Annotated in this window: 21 protein-coding genes; 5 read left to right on the top strand and 16 right to left on the bottom strand. The window is 67.5% G+C overall.

Going from position 1 to position 16,435, the window contains the following annotated elements; translation table 11 throughout:
• Nucleotides 1-26 precede the first annotated feature (26 nt).
• The 4 genes from ACM0PY_RS03800 to ACM0PY_RS03785 all read left to right on the top strand — a co-directional run bounded on the left by ACM0PY_RS03800 (nt 27) and on the right by ACM0PY_RS03785 (nt 2,734).
• The gene (locus ACM0PY_RS03800; protein WP_134970618.1) at nt 27-593 is read left to right on the top strand and encodes a YqgE/AlgH family protein; all 567 of its coding nucleotides are present in this window, start codon (nt 27-29) and stop codon (nt 591-593) included.
• Between the two features lie 19 nt (nt 594-612).
• Entirely contained in the window at nt 613-1,080 is a 468-nt protein-coding gene (ruvX, locus tag ACM0PY_RS03795; protein ID WP_180885592.1) for a Holliday junction resolvase RuvX, read from the top strand.
• A 16-nt stretch (nt 1,081-1,096) separates the two neighbouring features.
• Complete coding sequence (locus tag ACM0PY_RS03790) at nt 1,097-2,047, top strand: aspartate carbamoyltransferase catalytic subunit (protein ID WP_072168199.1); 951 nt, start codon at nt 1,097-1,099, stop codon at nt 2,045-2,047.
• 195 nt (nt 2,048-2,242) lie between these two features.
• On the top strand, nt 2,243-2,734 hold the full coding sequence (locus tag ACM0PY_RS03785; protein ID WP_180885546.1) for an REP-associated tyrosine transposase: 492 nt from the start codon (nt 2,243-2,245) through the stop codon (nt 2,732-2,734).
• 87 nt (nt 2,735-2,821) lie between these two features.
• On the opposite strand, the gene ACM0PY_RS03780 is transcribed toward ACM0PY_RS03785, so the two are convergent.
• The 16 genes from ACM0PY_RS03780 to ACM0PY_RS03705 all read right to left on the bottom strand — a co-directional run bounded on the left by ACM0PY_RS03780 (nt 2,822) and on the right by ACM0PY_RS03705 (nt 16,142).
• The gene (locus ACM0PY_RS03780; protein ID WP_180885544.1) at nt 2,822-3,619 is read right to left on the bottom strand and encodes a carboxylesterase family protein; all 798 of its coding nucleotides are present in this window, start codon (nt 3,617-3,619) and stop codon (nt 2,822-2,824) included.
• 71 nt (nt 3,620-3,690) lie between these two features.
• Nucleotides 3,691-3,957: a hypothetical protein gene (locus ACM0PY_RS03775; protein ID WP_134970626.1), complete on the bottom strand. Its 267-nt coding sequence runs from the start codon at nt 3,955-3,957 to the stop codon at nt 3,691-3,693.
• 105 nt (nt 3,958-4,062) lie between these two features.
• Nucleotides 4,063-5,424, bottom strand: coding sequence for a magnesium transporter (gene mgtE / locus ACM0PY_RS03770; protein ID WP_049410631.1), 1,362 nt, complete (start codon nt 5,422-5,424; stop codon nt 4,063-4,065).
• Nucleotides 5,425-5,550: 126 nt separating this feature from the next.
• On the bottom strand, nt 5,551-7,320 hold the full coding sequence (gene ptsP / locus ACM0PY_RS03765) for a phosphoenolpyruvate--protein phosphotransferase (protein WP_180885542.1): 1,770 nt from the start codon (nt 7,318-7,320) through the stop codon (nt 5,551-5,553).
• A gap of 2 nt (nt 7,321-7,322) precedes the next feature.
• A complete protein-coding gene (locus ACM0PY_RS03760; protein ID WP_005408385.1) occupies nt 7,323-7,592 on the bottom strand; it encodes an HPr family phosphocarrier protein in 270 nt (89 codons plus the stop codon).
• On the bottom strand, nt 7,585-7,977 hold the full coding sequence (locus tag ACM0PY_RS03755) for a PTS sugar transporter subunit IIA (RefSeq protein WP_005408386.1): 393 nt from the start codon (nt 7,975-7,977) through the stop codon (nt 7,585-7,587). The genes ACM0PY_RS03760 and ACM0PY_RS03755 overlap by 8 nt, the downstream gene beginning before the upstream one ends.
• Before the next feature lie 418 nt (nt 7,978-8,395).
• Nucleotides 8,396-9,280, bottom strand: coding sequence for an RNase adapter RapZ (gene rapZ, locus ACM0PY_RS03750; protein ID WP_005415554.1), 885 nt, complete (start codon nt 9,278-9,280; stop codon nt 8,396-8,398).
• A 27-nt stretch (nt 9,281-9,307) separates the two neighbouring features.
• Nucleotides 9,308-10,258 (bottom strand): HPr(Ser) kinase/phosphatase, encoded by a 951-nt coding sequence (gene hprK, locus ACM0PY_RS03745; RefSeq protein WP_005408388.1) that lies wholly within the window; start codon nt 10,256-10,258, stop codon nt 9,308-9,310.
• Nucleotides 10,255-10,707: a PTS sugar transporter subunit IIA gene (locus ACM0PY_RS03740; RefSeq protein ID WP_111126888.1), complete on the bottom strand. Its 453-nt coding sequence runs from the start codon at nt 10,705-10,707 to the stop codon at nt 10,255-10,257. The genes hprK and ACM0PY_RS03740 overlap by 4 nt, the downstream gene beginning before the upstream one ends.
• A 21-nt stretch (nt 10,708-10,728) precedes the next feature.
• Complete coding sequence (gene hpf, locus ACM0PY_RS03735; RefSeq protein WP_005415556.1) at nt 10,729-11,046, bottom strand: ribosome hibernation-promoting factor, HPF/YfiA family; 318 nt, start codon at nt 11,044-11,046, stop codon at nt 10,729-10,731.
• A 58-nt stretch (nt 11,047-11,104) separates the two neighbouring features.
• Nucleotides 11,105-12,526 (bottom strand): RNA polymerase factor sigma-54, encoded by a 1,422-nt coding sequence (locus ACM0PY_RS03730; RefSeq protein ID WP_061479790.1) that lies wholly within the window; start codon nt 12,524-12,526, stop codon nt 11,105-11,107.
• 40 nt (nt 12,527-12,566) lie between these two features.
• On the bottom strand, nt 12,567-13,286 hold the full coding sequence (gene lptB, locus ACM0PY_RS03725; protein ID WP_005415558.1) for an LPS export ABC transporter ATP-binding protein: 720 nt from the start codon (nt 13,284-13,286) through the stop codon (nt 12,567-12,569).
• Nucleotides 13,286-13,852: a lipopolysaccharide transport periplasmic protein LptA gene (gene lptA, locus ACM0PY_RS03720; RefSeq protein WP_134970630.1), complete on the bottom strand. Its 567-nt coding sequence runs from the start codon at nt 13,850-13,852 to the stop codon at nt 13,286-13,288. Before lptA ends, lptB begins: the two co-directional genes overlap by 1 nt.
• A 101-nt stretch (nt 13,853-13,953) precedes the next feature.
• The gene (gene lptC, locus ACM0PY_RS03715; protein ID WP_005415560.1) at nt 13,954-14,529 is read right to left on the bottom strand and encodes an LPS export ABC transporter periplasmic protein LptC; all 576 of its coding nucleotides are present in this window, start codon (nt 14,527-14,529) and stop codon (nt 13,954-13,956) included.
• The gene (locus ACM0PY_RS03710; RefSeq protein WP_134970632.1) at nt 14,526-15,074 is read right to left on the bottom strand and encodes a KdsC family phosphatase; all 549 of its coding nucleotides are present in this window, start codon (nt 15,072-15,074) and stop codon (nt 14,526-14,528) included. Before ACM0PY_RS03710 ends, lptC begins: the two co-directional genes overlap by 4 nt.
• A 66-nt stretch (nt 15,075-15,140) precedes the next feature.
• Complete coding sequence (locus tag ACM0PY_RS03705; RefSeq protein WP_134970634.1) at nt 15,141-16,142, bottom strand: KpsF/GutQ family sugar-phosphate isomerase; 1,002 nt, start codon at nt 16,140-16,142, stop codon at nt 15,141-15,143.
• A gap of 54 nt (nt 16,143-16,196) precedes the next feature.
• On the opposite strand from ACM0PY_RS03705, the gene ACM0PY_RS03700 reads away from it, so the two are divergent.
• Nucleotides 16,197-16,427, top strand: a complete 231-nt coding sequence (locus ACM0PY_RS03700) for a BolA family protein (protein WP_005408396.1) — start codon at nt 16,197-16,199, stop codon at nt 16,425-16,427.
• The last annotated feature ends 8 nt before the right edge of the window (nt 16,428-16,435 follow it).

Here is a 16,435-nt window from a genome sequence, read left to right as displayed (position 1 = left end):
CCGCCCCCAGCAGGTAGAATGGGCCCATGCCTGTAATACCGACCTCCCTTGCCGATCACCTGCTCGTCGCGCTGCCGTCGCTGCTCGACGCGACCTTTGCCCGCAGCGTCGCGCTGATCTGCCAGCACGACGAGAACGGGGCGATGGGCGTGCTGGTCAACCAGCCTTCCGAATACACGCTGGGTGAAGTGCTCGCGCAGATGGACATCACCACCGGTGATGGCGAGCTGCAGGCGCGCATGGTGCTCAATGGCGGTCCGGTGCATCCCGAACGCGGCTTCGTCATCCATGACGACGCGCGCGCGTGGGATTCCAGCCTGACCGTGGGCGACGGCCTGTACCTGACCACCTCGCGCGACATCCTCGAAGCGATGGCGCGTGGCGAAGGCCCGGCCAATGCGGTGGTCACCCTCGGCTGTGCCGGTTGGGGCGCAGGGCAGCTGGAAAGCGAGCTGTCCGAGAACAGCTGGCTGACCGTGCCGGCCGATGCCGAGCTGGTGTTCCAGCTGCCGCTTGAGCAGCGCTGGCAGGGAGCGGCTTCGCGCATCGGCGTGGACCTGTTCCGGCTGACCGACTACAGCGGCCATGTCTGAGCCCATCTCGCCCGCCCCGATTCCTGCTGCGCCGGCCATCCGTCGCGACGGCACGGTCCTGGGTTTTGATGTCGGCTCGCGACGCATCGGCGTGGCCATCGGCAGTGCCTTCGCCGCGCATGCGCGCGCGGTGGCGGTGGTCGATGTGCACGGCAACGGCCCGGACTGGACCGCGATCGAACGCCTGCTCAAGGAATGGAAGCCCGACGGCCTGGTGGTCGGCGACCCGCTGACCCTGGACGGCCAGGACCAGCCCAACCGCAAGCGTGCGCAGGGCTTTGCCCGCCAGCTGCGGGAACGCTTCAAGCTGCCGGTGGTGATGATCGACGAGCGTTCCAGCTCGGTCGAGGCGGCCCGCCGTTTCGCCGTCGAGCGCGCCGAAGGGCGCAAGCGTCGCCGTGATGCGGCCGCCCTCGACGCTGTGGCCGCGGCGGTGATCATCGACCGCTGGCTGTCGTCCCCCGACGACGCCACCCCCATTCCCTGACTGCACGACTCCCGCCATGACTGCCCAGCAAATCGATGCCTCCGGACGCCTGCGCCACCTGCTGACCCTGGAGGGCCTGCCGCGCGAAACCCTGCTGCAGCTGCTCGATCGGGCAGGGCAGATCCGCGACGCCGCAGTCGGCCGTGTCGGCAACAAGCGCCACGTGCTGGCCGGTTCGGCGGTGTGCACGCTGTTCTTCGAGCCGTCCACGCGCACCCGCAGCTCGTTCCAGCTGGCCGCGCAGCGCCTCGGGGCCGATGTGCTGAACTTCGATGCCTCGACCTCGTCCACGCGCAAGGGCGAAACCGCCTGCGACACGCTGCGCAACCTGGAAGCGATGGGCGTGCGCGGCTTCGTGGTGCGACACCCCGATGACGGCGCCGTGGCCGCGCTGGCCGAGGCGGCGGGCGAGGGCACCGCACTGATCAACGCCGGCGACGGCCGCAGCGCGCACCCGACCCAGGGCCTGCTCGACATGCTGACCCTGCGCCAGGCCAAGGGCCCGGATTTCTCGAAGCTGAAGGTGGTGATCGTCGGCGACGTGAAGCACTCGCGCGTGGCGCGCACCGACCTGCATGCGCTGCGCACGCTGGGCGTGGGCGAGATCCGCGTGTGTGGCCCGCAGTCGCTGCTGCCGGATGACGAGACCCTGAAGGGCTGCGTGGTCGGTGATGATTTCGACGCGATGCTGGAAGGCGTCGACGCGCTGATGATGCTGCGCCTGCAGCGCGAGCGCATGGAAGAAGGCCTGGTGCCGTCGCTGGAGCAGTACCACGCGCAGTACGGCCTGACCCGCGCGCGCCTGGCGCGTGCCGGCAAGGACGCTGCGGTACTGCACCCGGGCCCGATCAACCGCGGCGTGGAAGTGACCGACGACGTGGCCGATGGCCCGCAATCGTGGGTGCTGCGCCAGGTCGCCAACGGCGTCGCGGTGCGCATGGCCGTGCTGGAAACCTTGCTGGGCTGACCACTTTGGTGGGTGCCGACCGTTGGTCGGCACGGCTGATCTGTTCTCAGCCGATCCGGTGGGTGCCGACCGTTGGTCGGCACTGGACCATCAGTGCGGTGAAGTGCGGGCCTGGCCATTGAATGGTTTCGGGCCTACCTGTATTGACGTGTTGCCCGATAGAAGAGAGATACCGGCAGGCGCACGCTTGGGCCCATGAACCGCGCACGCCTACGCCTTGGCCGCCATTCCCGGATCGGGCAATCCTACATCCTGACCACCGTCACCCAGGAACGTCGACGCTACTTCGATGATGCCACTGCGGCACAGGAGGTGATGGATGTGTTCCGTCGCATTGATGATGATGGCCTGACGTACTCACTTGCCTATGTGGTCATGCCGGACCACATCCATTGGCTTGTTGAGATCCGTGCGTTCTCGCTGGACTACATCATGCAACGCTTCAAATCGAGCAGTGCATTGCGGATCAACCGCATGCTGGGCAAGACAGGACCATTCTGGCAATCGAGCTATCACGATCACGCCATTCGTTCTGAAGAATCACTGTTTCGCCATGCGATGTACATCGTCGCCAACCCGGTCAGGGCGAACTTGGCGAGCTGCGTGGGAGAGTACCCGTATGCCTGGTGCCGATGGGAGATTGATGGGAGGTACCAAGCAATGGATTACCCCGAAGCGGAGAGATAGTGCCGACCAACGGTCTGCACCCAGCAATACCCAAGCCGACCAACGGTAGGTATCCACCAACAGATGTTTCCCAGCAGAAGCCGCGGTTCAGCGCTTCTGCGCGAACAGCCATTCCCACATCGCCGGATCGGCGTAGGTGGCGTCCCAGGCATTGTGGTTGCCTTCCGGGTATTCGGTGTAGCGCACGTCACGCGCGTTGGCGTTCTGGAATGCGGCGTGCAGCCGGCGGTCGTCATCCGGCGGCACCACGTCATCCAGCGCACCATGGAAGATCCAGATCGGTGTGTGCCGAAGCCGCTTGGCGATCACGGCATACGGATCGGATTCCTGGGCCACCTGTTCGACGAACAAGGTCGGACGCACCGCGCGCGGCGCCAGCACTGCGCCGCATACTGGCACGATCGCGGCGAAGCGCCCGGGTTGATCCAGCGCGATGTTCCAGCTGCCATAGCCGCCCATCGACATCCCGGTCAGGTACTGCCGCGAGGGATCGGCACCGAACTCGGCGATGGTGGCGTCCAGGGCGGCCAGCGCAACGCGGTTGTTGCGCCCGCTCCATTCCTGGCGGCCCGGCACCTGCGGGAATACGGCCAACGCGGGGAAGTCGGCCGCGTGCCTGCGCAGGTGCGGCCCCAGCCCGGCATGGGTCTGCTTGACGCCGTCGCCGCCACGCTCGCCGGATCCATGCAGGAACAGCACCACCGGCAGCGCGCCAGGCGTGCGCGCCGCGGTTGCCGGAATGAACACCTGGTAATAGGCGGTACGGCCATCCACTTTCACCGCACGCGATTCGAAGCGGCCACGTGCGCTGTCCGGGTGCGAGGCGCAGCCGGCCATCATCAGGATCGCCAGCATCGGCAGCCAGCGCATCATCGTACGGACCATCGACGTTCCCGGAGCGGTGGGTTCAGCCGCATCCTAGTCCGCCGCAGGTCAACGCGGCATCATGCGCCGCATCACTGCGGGCGCGGGAAGCTGGCGATGATGTCCAGCTGTTCCTGGGCTTCGGCATTGCCGCTGGCGGCGGCGGCCTGCACCTGCGCCATGTCCGGGTGCAGCACCACCAGCAACGGGTTTTCGCAGACCGGGCAGTCGTACTCGGTGGCGTCCTCGTCCAGTTCCATCACCATGGCGCGCGAGCTGCCCTTCCATTCGCAGGCCGGGCAGGTGTGCTGCTGGTCGCGCCAGCCGGGCTGGAAATAGTTTTCGATCGTGGTGGCCATGAGGGTCCAGTTGGAATCGGGTCAGAGCCCCGCGTCGCGGGGATCCGACCCTGGGTCTTGGTGTGGGTCGGAGCTCCGCGTTGCGGGGATCCGGCCCGGCAGGGATCAGTGCAGCAGCACCAGCGTGGCCAGGCCGAGGAAGGTGAAGAAGCCCATCGAGTCGGTCACGGCAGTCAGGAAGATGCCACTGGCCAGCGCCGGGTCGAAGCCGAAGCGTTTCAGGGTCAGCGGCACCAGCACGCCGGCCAGTGCCGCGAACAGCAGGTTGCAGGTCAGCGCGATGGCGATCACCGCCGACAGTCCGGGCGAGTGGAACCAGACCAGCACGATCAGCCCCAGGATCGAGCCGAGCAGCAGGCCGTTGAGCGCGGCCACCCGCACTTCCTTCCACAGCAGCGTGCGCGCGTTGGAGGCGCCCACCTGGCCCAACGCCAGGCCACGCACCATCAGCGCCAGCACCTGGGTGCCGGCATTGCCGCCCAGGCCGGCCACGATCGGCATCAGCACCGCCAGCGCCACCAGCTTGTCGATCGTGCCCTCGAAGTGGCCGACCACGCTGGAGGCCAGGAAGGCCGTGCACAGATTGATCGACAGCCACATCAGGCGGCGGCGCATGGCGCGCCAGACCGGGCTGAACAGGTCCTCGTCCTCGTCCAGGCCGGCGGCGCCCAGCGCCTGGTGCTCGGCCTGGCCGCGGATGATGTCGACCACGTCATCGATGGTGATGCGGCCAACGAGGATGTTGTTCTCGTCCACTACCGGTGCGGAGATCCAGTCATGGTCGGAGAACTGCCGTGCCACTTCCTGGTCGCTCTCGCCGACGTCGATGGCCGGCTGCTCGTCGTCGATCAGGCGGTTGATCGGGGTGGTGTCCTCGTGGGTCACCAGTGCCGCCAGCGACACCCGGCCGAGATACTGGTGCCGCCGGCTGACCACGAACAGGTGGTCGGTGTGGTCCGGCAATTCGCCGCGCAGGCGCAGGTAGCGCAGCACCACGTCGACGTTGACGTCGGCGCGCACGGTCACCACGTCCGGGTTCATCAGGCGGCCGGCGCTGTCCTCGGGATAGGACAGCACCTGTTCCAGCCGCTCGCGGTTCTCGCGGTCCATCGACTTGAGGACTTCATCGATGACCGTATCCGGCAGGTCTTCGACCAGGTCGGCCAGATCGTCGATGTCCAGGTCTTCGACCGCGGCGATGATCTCGTCCGGGTCCATGTCCGCGAGCAGGCTTTCGCGCACGTCCTCGCCGACGTGGACCAGCACCTCGCCGTCGTCTTCAGGATCGACCAGGCCCCACACCACCTCGCGCTTGCCCGGCGGCAGCGATTCAAGCAGGTTGCCGATCTCGGCCGGGGCCAGGGTGTTGACCAGGCGACGTACCGGGCCCAGCCGGCCGCTGTCCAGTGCATCGGACAGCATCCGCAGTTGGCGCGCAGTCTTGTCGTGGCGTACAGCTTCAGCCATCGCAGCTCCCGCGGGATAAGAAAAGCCGCGATCCCGGCAAGGATGCGGCAACAGGGGTGTTCAGCGCGTCATTATCGCAAGGCGATGTTTCAGCGCATAGCCGCCGGATGGCACCACCCTTGGCGCTCAGGCCGTTTCCGCCACCAGCGCCAGCCAGCGTTCGATGGCGCGGCGGTCGCGCGCGGCCAGCAGTTTCGGTGCACGGGCGCGCAGTGCGCCCAGGTCAGCGTCGCGTATCGCGCGGCGTACCTCCAGCAACGTACCGGGGTGCAGGCTGAACTCGCTCAGGCCCAGCGCCAGCAGCAGCGGGGTCATCCGGGCATCACCGGCCATCTCGCCGCAGACCGCCACCGGGACGCGGTGACGCGCGCCGGTCTCGATCACCATCTGCAGCAGCCGCAGCACGGCCGGGTGCAGCGGTGAATACAACTCGCCCAGTGCCTCGTTGTTCCGGTCGGCAGCCAGCAGGTACTGCACCAGATCGTTGGTGCCGATCGACAGGAAATCGACCAGGTCGATGAAGCTCTCCAGCGCCAGCGCAGCGGCGGGGACTTCGATCATCGCGCCCAGCGGTACGTGGTCGGACACCATGTGGCCTTCGCCGCGCAGCTGTTCGGTCAGTTTGAGCATGCGCCGGCGCACGGCCAGCAGCTCCTCGCGGGTGCTGACCATCGGCACCAGCACGCGCAGCTTGCCGTACGCAGACGCGCGCAGGATCGCGCGCAGCTGGGTGTCGGCCACCTTCGGCCGTGCCAGCGACAGGCGCACTCCGCGCAGGCCGAGTGCAGGGTTCTCTTCGTTGCTCAGGGTCAGGCCGGTACGGTCGGCCTTGTCCGCGCCCAGGTCCAGCGTGCGTATGGTGACCGGCCGCCCGCTCATGCCCAGCGCGGCATCGCGGTAGGTCTGGAACTGCTCTTCTTCGTCCGGCAGCTCATTGCGCTGCAGGAACAGGAATTCGGTGCGGTACAGGCCGAGCCCCTGCGCGCCCAGTGCATGTGCCTGGGTCACGTCTTCCAGTGATTCGGCATTGGCCAGCAGGGCAATGTCGACCTGGTCGCGGGTACGGCTGGGCTTGCTGCGCAGGCGGCCGAGCTCGCGCTGCTCGCGCGCGTGCTCCTTCAGCCGGACGCGGTAGTCCCGCAGGTTGTCGGCCTGCGGGTTGACGGTGATGCTGCCGTCGGCGCCATCGATGATCAGCACATCGCCATCGGCGATGCGGCTGAGCAGCTGCGGCACGTTGACGATCAGGGGCAGGTGCAGGCTGCGCGCCAGGATCGCGCTGTGCGACAGCGCGCTGCCGGCGGCCGTGACGATGCCGACCACGCCCTGTGCCTGCAGCTGCGCCAGCTCGGAGGGGGCGATGTTGTCGCAGACCAGGATCTCGCCGGCCAGGCCTTTCACCGCCGACGGCCGTTCGGGTTGCAGGAAGGCGTGGATGCGCCCGATCACATGGTCGAGATCGTCCATGCGGCTCTTCAGATAGGCATCGTCCATGCCATCGAAGACCTTGGCCAGGCGGTCGCGCTGCAGGCGCAAGGCATAGCCGGCGCTGTACGGGCCGCTGCGGATCAGCTCGTCCAGGCCGTGCAGCAGCTCGGGGTCGTCCAGCAGCAGCGCGTGCAGGTCGAGGAACTCGCCCACTTCCTGGTTCAATGCGCCATGCAGGCGCTGGCGCAGTTCGTGCATTTCCGTGCGCGCGGCATCCACCGCACGATGCAGGCGGGCCAGCTCGGCCTCGACCTGGTGGGCGCCGATGCGTTGCTCGGCCACCTCCAGCGCATGCGGCAGGCGTACCCGTGCGCGGCCCATCGCCGCGCCACGGGCAGCACCGTGCCCAGCCAGCAGCTGGACCGGCCGCTGGCCGGAAGGAACCTGGCCGGCGCGCGCGCGCGGCACGCTCAGCTGTCCTCGTCGAAGCGGCGCTCGAACAGACCGACCACCGCTTCCATCGCGGCGGCTTCGTCCTCGCCGTTGATGCGCACGGTGACGGGGGTGCCCTGGCCGGCGGCCAGCAGCATCACCCCCATGATGCTCTTGGCGTTGATCTCACGGCCCTTGGCGGCCATGGTCACGTTGCAGCGGAACGGCGCCAGGGTCTGCACCAGCTTGGCGGTGGCCCGGGCGTGCAGGCCCAGGCGGTTGCTCACGGTGAGTTCTCGTTCAAGCATCGTCGACTATCGCTCCATTACGGGTACCCGCCGCGGCTGTGGCGGGCAGTTGATCCAGTCCCTGTTCCGGATAATTCATCACCCGCAGCAACATCGGCAGGCTCAGCGCTGACACTCGGCGAACCGGGGTCCCCAGCCGGGCCAGCTGCCCGGCAAGGTTGGCGGGGCTGGCGCCGTACAGGTCGGTCAGGATCAGCACGCCGTCACCTCCGTCGACCCGGCGCAAAGCGGCCGAGGCGAGCGGGAGCAGGGCGTCCAGGTCTGCGTCGAACGGTACTTCGAAAGCTTCGGTTTTCAGCGGCAACTGCCGCAGGAGCCGGGTCGCCACGTCAAGCAGGGCGGTCCCGACCCCGGGATGTGTTACGAGGAGAATGCCACAGGTCATTACTGCACGTTAACAGGTCAAGGTGAATCGGCGATAGCAGCAGATGAGGGGTACTGTGTCCCGTATTCAGTGTTGCTCGGGTCGGGGCCCTTTTTCATTGAAAAAGGGATCCGACCCCATGCGTTTTTCGATGCCTGGCAGCGATTCATCCACGCATGGCGTGGATCTACCGTGTCGACCAAGGTCGACACCTACCAACAGCGCACGGAATCTGTCAGAGGCGGGGCGGTGTGGGTAGGCAGGACCGTTGGCGCCATGGATGGCGCCATCGAGCCCCCATGGACGGGTTCACGGCGTGTCCTGCCTACCCACACCGCCCCGCCATCCCACGGAATGCCGCTTTTGCTGTTGCTGTTGCTGTTGCCGGCCAGCGGCCGGCACTACCAACGGGTGCCGGGCGCAGCCCGGCCGACCACCCTCAATCCTGTTCGCGGTGGTAGGTGGCCACGTCCTGCCAGCCCATCTCGCGGGCGTGCCGGGCCATGCGCTCGGCCAGGAACACCGAGCGGTGCTTGCCGCCGGTGCAGCCGAACGCCACGGTCACGTAGCTGCGGGTGCCATCCCCCAGTTTCGGCAGCCAGGTATCCAGGAAATCCATCAGCTGGGCCAGGTAACGCTGCACGTCGGGCTGTGCTTCCAGATAGTCGCGCACGCCCGGCTCGCGGCCGCTCAGCGCGCGCAGGTCCGGGTCCCAGTGTGGATTGGGCAGCACCCTCGCATCGAACACGAAGTCCGCCTCGGCCGGTACGCCGCGCTTGTAGGCGAATGACTCGAACAGCAGCGACAGGCCGGTGGCATGGTCCATCGCGAACTCGGTGATGATCCGCCGTCGCAGCTGGTGCACGTTGAGGGTGCTGGTATCGATCACAGCATCGGCCTCGCGGCGCAACGGTGCGGTCAGTTCGCGCTCGCGGGCGATCGCTTCGGGCAGCGACAGGCCCAGCTGGCTCAGCGGATGGCGACGGCGGGTGTCGGCGTAGCGCTTGAGCACCGTTTCGTCGCTGGCCTCGAAGAACAGTACCTTCACTTCCACGCCGGCGTCGGTGGCCAGCTGCCGCCAGTCGCCCAGCTGGCTCAGGTCGGCCTGGCCGCGGACATCGATGCCTACGGCCAGGCGGCGCGGTGCGCTGCCGTCATGGTTGGCCAGCAGGCTGCGCACGAAGTCCGGCAGCAGGTGGATCGGCAGGTTGTCCGAGCAGTAGTAGTCCTGGTCCTCGAAGGTCTTCAGGGCGACGGATTTACCCGAGCCGGACAGGCCGCTGACGATGATCAGGGTCGGGGCGGTGGGGATTGCGGTGCTCATGGACAGGCTCTTCGAGGGGCAGGAGGATCAGGGTGTTCGCCGTTCCAGCAGGTTGCTGTGGCGGGCGATGAACATGGCTGCCGGGTCAATGCCCTTGGTGCGCAGGATGTGCAGGCGGGTGGCGGCTTCGGTCAGCACGGCCAGGTTTCGGCCGGGCATCACCGGCAGGGTGATCAGCGGAACGTCCAGGTCCAGCACATGGCGGGTACCCGAGTCGCCGGTCAGGCGCTCGTAGCCATGCGGGGTGGGTTCGGTCATAGGCTTGGTCAGGTGGACGATCAGCCGAAGGTACTTGTTCTTCTTTACAGCCGTGTCGCCGAACATCTCGCGCACGTTCAGCACGCCCAGGCCGCGCACTTCCAGCAGGTCCTGCAGCAGTTCGGGGCAGGTGCCGTCGAGTACATCCGGGGCGATCTGGGTGAACTCGGGGGCGTCGTCGGCGACCAGGCGGTGACCACGGCTGAGCAGCTCCAGCGCCAGCTCGCTCTTGCCCGACCCGGCCTCGCCGGTGATCAGCACGCCAATGGAATAGATCTCCATGAACACGCCGTGCAGGATCACCCTCGGTGCGAGCGTGCGCGCCAGGTGGTAGGACAGGTGGTTGAGCAGTTCGTGGCCGCGCTTGGGCGACAACCACAGCGGCGTGCCGGATTCATCGGCGGCGGCGCGCAGGTCTTCCGGGCAGGCCTGGTTGCGGGTCAGCACCAGTGCAAGCGGGTGCGACTGCATGATCTTTTCGATGGTCTCCCAACGCTGGCGCGGTTCCAGCGCATCCAGCCAGGACAGTTCCTCGGTGCCCAGGATCTGCACCTTGTTGGGATAGATGGCGTTGAGGTAGCCGGCCAGCGAGGGGCGCCGGGAGACGGTATTGCCGGCCTCCAGCTCACGCTTCTCACCGGATTTGCCTGCGGCCCAGCGCAGCCCCAGCCGCTCGCGCTGCTGTTCGAACAGTTCACGGGCGGTGATGCTGGTATTCATGCGGCGCTCGCAGGTGGGGTCATGTCCAGCGCCTCGCGCAGGGCCCGGGCATCGCCGGCTTCACGCAGGGCCTGGCGGATATCCGGCGCGGAAAACAGCTCGGCCAGCTCGGACAGCAGCATCAGATGCTGGTGGGTGTAGTGGGCGGGGACGGCCATCGCGAACACCAAGTCCACCGGCTCATCGCCGCCGAAGTCGACCGGGGTCGCCAGACGCAGCAGGGCGCCACGGGGGCGGTCCAGGGTCGGCGCGCGGCCGTGGGGGATGGCGATACCGTGGCCGATCGCGGTGCTGCCCAGGGCTTCGCGCTGGCACAGGTTCAGATAGATCTGCTCGGCATTGGCCTGGCGGCAGGCCAGCAACCCGGCGGCGGCCTGCAGGACGCTGTCGCGGTCGGTGGCCGCGCAGAGCTGGGTCTGCACGGCCGCCAGGAGGTCAGTCAGGGGCATGTCTGCGGGGAACGGTGGCGATCAGCCACCATTGTCACCCACCGGCAGCGGTGCGTGCTGCTGTTTTTTCTCCTTGTGCTTGATGACCAGGCGGTCAAGCTTGTCCGCAAGCAGGTCGATCGCGGCATACATGGTCTGGCCGCCGGCCTCGGCGTGCAGGGTCTGCCCCGGGATGTTGAGGCTGGCGTCGACGTGGTGTTCGGTCTTCTGCAGCTTGAGGGTCACCCGCGCTTCGCAGTGCTGGTCGAAGTGTTTTCCGATCCGGGCCAGCTTCTCCTCCACATAGGACTGCAGGGCCGGGGTGACTTCGACGTCTTTGCCAAACGTTTCGATGCGCATCGGGTTTCTCCTGTGTTCGGATGTGCCAATGAACCTCTCCGCCGGGCGCGGCGGTGCGTCAAGCGATTCTGACCCTTTCGTGCGAGGCGGAGATGTTCATGGCTTCACGATACTTCGCCACGGTGCGTCGCGCTACTGGAATTCCCGACGATTTGAGCAGGTCAGCCAGCTTGGCGTCAGAAAGCGGCTTGCGCGGATTTTCGTCGTCGATCAGGCGCCGGATCATCGCCTGGATGGCGGTGCTGGACGCCTCGCCACCGCCTTCGGTATCGATGCCCGAGGCGAAGAAGGCACGCAGCGGCAGCGTGCCGCGCGGCGTGCGCACATGCTTGCGGGCGATCGCGCGCGACACCGTCGACTCGTGCAGGCCCAGTTCGGTGGCGATCTCGCGCAGGGTCAGCGGACGCAGCGCCTGTTCGCCGAACTCGAGGAAACCGGCCTGCTGCAGGATCAGGCTGCGCACCACCCGCAGCAGGGTTTCACCGCGCTGCTGCAGGCCCTTCAGCAGCCAGCGCGCCTCCTGCAGCTGGCCACGCAGGTAGCCGGCGTCGGCCTCGCCACAGCGGCGGATCAGCTGTTCGTAGCCACGGTGGATCACCACCTTCGGCCCGGCATGGGCGGCCAGCGCCGCGCGCCAGATGCCGTTCTGCCGCCACACCACCACGTCGGGCACCACGTAGGTATCCTGCGAAAGCGGCGCGATCTGGGTCCCTGGACGCGGGTCCAGCGAGCGCAGCAGGGCGACCGCCGTCTCGACCTCATCCAGCGGCTGTTTCAGTTCATGGGCCAGACCGGCGACGCCACTGCGTGGCAGCCGTTCCAGCGGGCCTGCGGCAATCTGCCGCGCCAGCGCGAGGCCCGCGGTGTCGCCAGGCAACACATCCAGCTGCAGCTGCAGGCATTCGCCGAGCGTGCGCGCGGCAACGCCGACCGGGTCGAAGCGCTGGATGCGATGCAGCACCGCAAGGATTTCATCCTCATCGGCATGGACCGACGGCAGCAGGGTTTCGGCGATGGTGGCCAGCGGTTCGCGCAGGTAACCGTCGTCGTCCAATGCATCGATCAGCGCAGCGCCGATGCTGCGGTCATGCATGGAAAGATGCGACAGGTGCAGCTGCCACAGCAGGTGGTCGGCCAGCGTCTCGGTTTCGGCCACGCGCTCGGCGGCGCTGCCGGTGTCATCATCATCGTCGAAGCTGCCGCCACTGCCGGCAGCGCTCCAGTCGAGCTCGGCCGGTGCCCAGTCGTCGCCATTGTCGGTGCGTTCGGCCGGCGTGTCGGCGTCCGTGTTGTCGCCGCCTTCATTGGCGGCACTGCTGTCGTTGCTGTCGGCCCAGTCCAGCAGCGGATTGCTTTCCACGGCCTGGGCGATTTCAAGCTCCAGCTCGGTCGTGGACATCTGCAGCAGCTTGATCGCCTGCTGCAGCTGGGGTGTGAGCACCAGCTGCTGTCCCAACGATGTCTGCAGCCGAGTCTTCATGCCTGTGCCGAATGGAAGGAAAGGGACCCAGCACCTGCGGTCACAGTTTGAAGGAATCCCCAAGGTAGACGCGACGTACGTCAGCGTTGTCCAGGATCGCCTCCGGCGAGCCCTGGGCCAGCACGGTGCCCTCGGCGAGGATATACGCGCGGTCGCAGATTCCCAAGGTCTCGCGCACGTTGTGGTCGGTGATCAGCACGCCGATGCCACGCTGCTTGAGATGGGTGACGATGCGCTGGATTTCGCCCACCGAGATCGGGTCGACACCTGCAAACGGTTCGTCGAGCAGGATCAAGCGCGGCTGCGCGGCCAGTGCGCGGGCGATCTCGCAGCGACGACGTTCGCCACCGGACAGGCTGGCACCGAGCTGGTCGGCGACATGGCCCAGCTGCAGCTCATCGAGCAGGCTGTTCAATTCGCGTTCGCGGCCGGCCGAATCCAGGTCTTCGCGCAGTTCAAGCACCAGGCGGAGGTTGTCGGCCACGGTCAGCTTGCGGAACACCGACGGCTCCTGCGGCAGGTAGCCCACGCCCTGCTTGGCACGGGTGTACATCGGGTCGCTGGTGATGTCCTTGCCGTCGAGCACGATGCTGCCTGCATCGGCGGCGACCAGGCCGACGATCATGTAGAAGCAGGTGGTCTTGCCGGCACCGTTGGGGCCGAGCAGGCCGACCACTTCACCGGCGTCGAGGGTCAGCCCGAAGTCCTTGACGACTTCGCGCTGCTTGTAGCGCTTGCGCAGGCCCTTGGCGACGAGCATTACTTCTTGCTCCCCGCCGGCCTGGCCGGCGTGCTGGCCGGAGCCGCCGCCTTGGGTGCGGCGGCCGGTTGCGCCGCCGCGTTCTTGTTCTTCGGTGGAATGACGGTGCGCACGCGGCTGCCATCGCCACCGGAGTTCATCTCCCCGGTGCGGGTGTTGTAGACCATGCGCTGGCCGGCATTGGTGCCGCGCGCGCTGGTGACCTTGTAGTTGCCGGTCAGGGTGATGATCTCGGTCTTGATGTCGTAGTCGATGCGATCAGCCACCGCGTCCATCCAGGTGCCGTCGTCGAGCTGCTGCTTCATCGTGGCCTGCTTGCCGGTGAATACCGCACGCACGGCCTCGCCGTCCTTGAGGTAGATCTCCGCTTCGGACGCGCGGATGTCCAGCGTGCCCTGGGTAACGGTCACGCCCTGCGAGAGCACGGTCTTGCCATCGCCGGTGAGCACGCCCGACTGGGCGCCGGACTCGATGTTCATGTTCTCGTTGCGATCAGTGGACTTGGCAAAGCCAGCGCTGGGAACCAGGAGACCGAGCGCGAGTACGGCTGCAAAGGGGATCTTCATCGGGGTCCGTTCTACCGGTGGGGCCGCCGGGAAACCGGGGGCGAGTGGGGGGGGCTGCCTTCCTTGCGCCGGTCCGGGGACGTCGCAGGAGGGTGGCGGAATCAGCGTCGGGGCGTGTAACGGCCCTTGGACTGGCTGAGGAAATGATACGTGTTGTTCTTCGAATCCACCTCGAAGCCGACGCCGGACTGTTCCATGCCGGGACGGGTCATGGTGACCCGCGCATCGGTGCGGGCACGGTTTTCCTTCGGGAACACGTCCAGGTGGTCGGTGCGGAACGTGGTCGGCACCACGCCCGGATCGGCCGGGCTGTCGCCAGCGACATTGCCACGCAGCTTCATTTCGTCGCCCTTGGCGCTGAGCCAGCCGGTCTCGGCGCGCAGGGTCCAGTGCTTGCCATCCTTGTCCGGCATCTCGAACAGTGGGGTGGCGATGTTGATGGTCTGGTCGCCACGCTGGCGTTCCAGCCGCGGTGCGCGCAGGGTGGTCGATTCCTTGCCCTGCTCATCCAGCGCGACGATCTGGAAGTCGTGCAGGATGTAGTCCACGCCGGCGTCCTGGCCGGCAGTGGCCGGGCCTTTGTCGCGGTTGCGCAGGGCCGCCCAGCTGCTGAGCAGGGCCGCCAGCAGCAGGCCGATGCCGAGCACGGTGCGCCAGTTCAGGGTGGGCAGGTTCATGCGCCGAACCTCGCCAGGACCGCGTCCACATGGCCCTGGGCGGCCAGCAGGATGTCGCACAGTTCACGGGCGGCGCCACGTCCGCCATCGGCGCGGGTCTGCCAGTGCACGCGCTCGGCGATCCACGGGTGGGCGTTGGCTGGCGCCACCGCCAGGCCGACCGCGCCCAGCGGCGCCAGGTCCGGCAGGTCGTCGCCCATGAAGGCCGCCTGCTCCAGGCCGATGCCATGCTGCGCACACAGCGCCTGCACGCTGGCCAGCTTGTCGCCCACGGCGATCTGGGTGTCGATGCCGAGGTCGGCGCCGCGCTTGAGCGCGGACTGGCTGTTGCGCGCGGTGATCAGCACGGGGTGGATGCCGTGCTGCTGCAGCAGTTTCAGGCCCAGACCGTCCTGCACGAAGTACGCCTTGCTCTCGTTGCCGTCCTTGTCGTAGTACAGCCGACCGTCGGTGAGGGTACCGTCCACGTCGAAGCAGGCCAGGCGGACGCGGGCCGCAGCGGCATGCAGGTGGGCGGGGAACGCGGGCAGCGGGGACCAGGGCATCAGGCGATCAGGCTCGGTGGGGGCGTGTGGGGCATTACAGACTGAATGGGGTCTACGGACTGTCGGTTAAACCACCCGGGCCCGCAACAGGTCATGAATGTTCAGGGCGCCGACCGCACGGCCCTGGCCATCGACCACGATCAGGCCGTTGATTTTCTGGGTCTCCATCTGCCGCGCGGCCTCTACGGCCAGCTGGTCGGCACCGATGGTGCGCGGGTTGCGGGTCATCACATCGGCGATCTTCGCGGTGCGCACGTCCAGCGCGCTGTCCAGCGCCCGGCGCAGGTCGCCGTCGGTGAACAGGCCGATCAGCACGCCATCGGCGTCGACCACGGCGGTCATGCCGAGCCGCTTGCGGCTCATTTCCACCAGCGCCTCGCTGAGGCTGGCATCGGCGCCCACGCTGGGCAGGTCCTCGCCGGTGTGCATGACATCGGTGATGTGCAGCAGCAGGCGACGGCCGAGGCTGCCGGCCGGGTGCGAGCGGGCGAAGTCGTCGGCGGTGAAGCCGCGTGCGTCAAGCAGGGCTACGGCCAGCGCATCGCCCATCGCCAGCGAGGCGGTGGTGCTGGAGGTCGGCGCCAGCGCCAGCGGGCAGGCCTCGGCCGGCACGCTTACATCCAGGTGGATGTCGGCGGCGGTGGCCAGGCTCGATTGCGGGCGCCCGGTCATGGAAATCAGCACGTTGCCCTGGCGCTTGAGCACCGGCAGCAGCATCAGCACCTCATCGGACTCGCCCGAATAGGACAGGGCCAGCACCACGTCGGCTTCGGTGATCATGCCCAGGTCGCCGTGGCCGGCTTCGCCGGGATGCACGTAGAACGCCGGTGTGCCGGTGGAGGCCAGGGTGGCGGCGATCTTGCGGGCAATGTGGCCGGACTTGCCCATGCCGGTGGCGACCACCCGGCCGCGGCTGGCCAGGATCGCCTCGCAGGCCTGCTGGAAGGCCTCGCCAAGGCGGTCGGCGACGGCATCCAGCGCCTGCCGCTCGATCTCGAACACGCGGCGGCCACTGGCGACCAGGCCGGCAGGGTCGACGGAACTGGGGGGCAACAGGGATTCGGCCATGCGGACGCCACGCAGCGGAAGTAGAATGGAGGCACATTTTATTAGGAAAGCCCGTTGGACGCCGACACCATCCGCAATCTGATCGAAACCGGCCTGCCTGGCGCCCGCGCCGACGTGCAGGGCGATGATGGCGTGCATTTCGAAGCGACCGTGGTCTGCGAGGCGTTCGCCGGCAAGATGCCGCTGGCCCGCCACCGCATGGTCTATGCCACGCTGGGCGACCTGATGGGCGGCGCGATCCACGCGCTGGCGCTGAAAACCGTGACCCCGGCCGAAGCCGGCTGAACCGCAGA

This window comes from Stenotrophomonas sp. BR163 (assembly GCF_047520985.2).
GTDB lineage: Bacteria > Pseudomonadota > Gammaproteobacteria > Xanthomonadales > Xanthomonadaceae > Stenotrophomonas > Stenotrophomonas sepilia.
This window is presented reverse-complemented; position numbering and strand designations above follow the sequence as displayed.

What these genes read in the sequence shown, in the direction of transcription:
- ACM0PY_RS03800 (WP_134970618.1), top strand. Translation starts at nt 27, where the DNA reads ATGCCTGTAATACCGACCTCCCTTGCCGATCACCTGCTCGTCGCGCTG.
- ACM0PY_RS03790 (WP_072168199.1), top strand. Translation starts at nt 1,097, where the DNA reads ATGACTGCCCAGCAAATCGATGCCTCCGGACGCCTGCGCCACCTGCTG.
- ACM0PY_RS03785 (WP_180885546.1), top strand. Translation starts at nt 2,243, where the DNA reads ATGAACCGCGCACGCCTACGCCTTGGCCGCCATTCCCGGATCGGGCAA.
- ACM0PY_RS03780 (WP_180885544.1), bottom strand. Translation starts at nt 3,619, where the DNA reads ATGGTCCGTACGATGATGCGCTGGCTGCCGATGCTGGCGATCCTGATG.
- ACM0PY_RS03775 (WP_134970626.1), bottom strand. Translation starts at nt 3,957, where the DNA reads ATGGCCACCACGATCGAAAACTATTTCCAGCCCGGCTGGCGCGACCAG.
- mgtE (WP_049410631.1), bottom strand. Translation starts at nt 5,424, where the DNA reads ATGGCTGAAGCTGTACGCCACGACAAGACTGCGCGCCAACTGCGGATG.
- ACM0PY_RS03760 (WP_005408385.1), bottom strand. Translation starts at nt 7,592, where the DNA reads ATGCTTGAACGAGAACTCACCGTGAGCAACCGCCTGGGCCTGCACGCC.
- ACM0PY_RS03755 (WP_005408386.1), bottom strand. Translation starts at nt 7,977, where the DNA reads ATGACCTGTGGCATTCTCCTCGTAACACATCCCGGGGTCGGGACCGCC.
- rapZ (WP_005415554.1), bottom strand. Translation starts at nt 9,280, where the DNA reads ATGAGCACCGCAATCCCCACCGCCCCGACCCTGATCATCGTCAGCGGC.
- hprK (WP_005408388.1), bottom strand. Translation starts at nt 10,258, where the DNA reads ATGAATACCAGCATCACCGCCCGTGAACTGTTCGAACAGCAGCGCGAG.
- ACM0PY_RS03740 (WP_111126888.1), bottom strand. Translation starts at nt 10,707, where the DNA reads ATGCCCCTGACTGACCTCCTGGCGGCCGTGCAGACCCAGCTCTGCGCG.
- hpf (WP_005415556.1), bottom strand. Translation starts at nt 11,046, where the DNA reads ATGCGCATCGAAACGTTTGGCAAAGACGTCGAAGTCACCCCGGCCCTG.
- ACM0PY_RS03730 (WP_061479790.1), bottom strand. Translation starts at nt 12,526, where the DNA reads ATGAAGACTCGGCTGCAGACATCGTTGGGACAGCAGCTGGTGCTCACA.
- lptB (WP_005415558.1), bottom strand. Translation starts at nt 13,286, where the DNA reads ATGCTCGTCGCCAAGGGCCTGCGCAAGCGCTACAAGCAGCGCGAAGTC.
- lptA (WP_134970630.1), bottom strand. Translation starts at nt 13,852, where the DNA reads ATGAAGATCCCCTTTGCAGCCGTACTCGCGCTCGGTCTCCTGGTTCCC.
- lptC (WP_005415560.1), bottom strand. Translation starts at nt 14,529, where the DNA reads ATGAACCTGCCCACCCTGAACTGGCGCACCGTGCTCGGCATCGGCCTG.
- ACM0PY_RS03710 (WP_134970632.1), bottom strand. Translation starts at nt 15,074, where the DNA reads ATGCCCTGGTCCCCGCTGCCCGCGTTCCCCGCCCACCTGCATGCCGCT.
- ACM0PY_RS03705 (WP_134970634.1), bottom strand. Translation starts at nt 16,142, where the DNA reads ATGGCCGAATCCCTGTTGCCCCCCAGTTCCGTCGACCCTGCCGGCCTG.